A 712-nucleotide genomic window follows, 5' to 3' on the forward strand; every position below is an offset into this window, starting at 1 on the left:
TGCCCAACTAACGTCTTTAGACTTAACACCACAAGCTTTCGCTAGCTCGTTAGCGACGAAACTGGTGTTCTCACCTGTTTTTCGAATGCGCACCATTAAGTGTTCACCTTCTCCCGTGAAGGCAAAACCCAAATCTTCGCGAACCTGAAAGTGTTCTGGTTGCGCTTTAATTTTTGCTGATGCGACTGGCTTGCCTGTGAGGTAAGCCAATGAGGATAAAATATCTGACATGATGTATTTCCACTGCTTACGCAGCTTTAAGGAGCAAATTATTCGATTATTGCTTAAATAGAAGCACGACTGCTTCTGTAGCAATGCCTTCTTTGCGTCCAGTAAAACCAAGACGTTCTGTCGTCGTTGCTTTTACGTTGATGTTGCTAATATCGGTTTCTAGATCTTCGGCAATGGCTGCACACATTGCATCAATGTAAGGCGCCATTTTCGGCGCTTGCGCCATGATGGTGACGTCTGCATTACCAAGGCGGTAGCCTTGTTCTTTTACTCGACGGTAAACGTCTTTCAATAATTCGCGGCTGTTTGCACCTTTCCATTTATCGTCGGTATCTGGAAAATGACGGCCAATATCACCCGCAGCAATCGCACCTAACAAAGCGTCAGTGAGAGCATGCAGAGCAACGTCGCCGTCTGAGTGCGCAATCAGGCCTTGTTCGTAAGGAATTGCAACACCACCAATAATCACAGGGACTTCCCC

General features: G+C 46.5%; 2 protein-coding genes. Both read right to left on the minus strand.

The annotated features are described in order from the left end of the window. Positions 1-231: tRNA pseudouridine(13) synthase TruD (gene truD / locus R7093_RS25455; protein ID WP_318147050.1), on the minus strand; the 231-nt coding region annotated here is incomplete at its 3' end. Positions 232-277: 46 nt separating this feature from the next. Next, positions 278-712, minus strand: a 435-nt coding sequence (ispF, locus tag R7093_RS25460) for a 2-C-methyl-D-erythritol 2,4-cyclodiphosphate synthase (RefSeq protein ID WP_318147051.1), incomplete at its 5' end; no start/stop codon positions are given.

It is taken from the genome of Vibrio sp. 1580 (assembly GCF_033340055.1).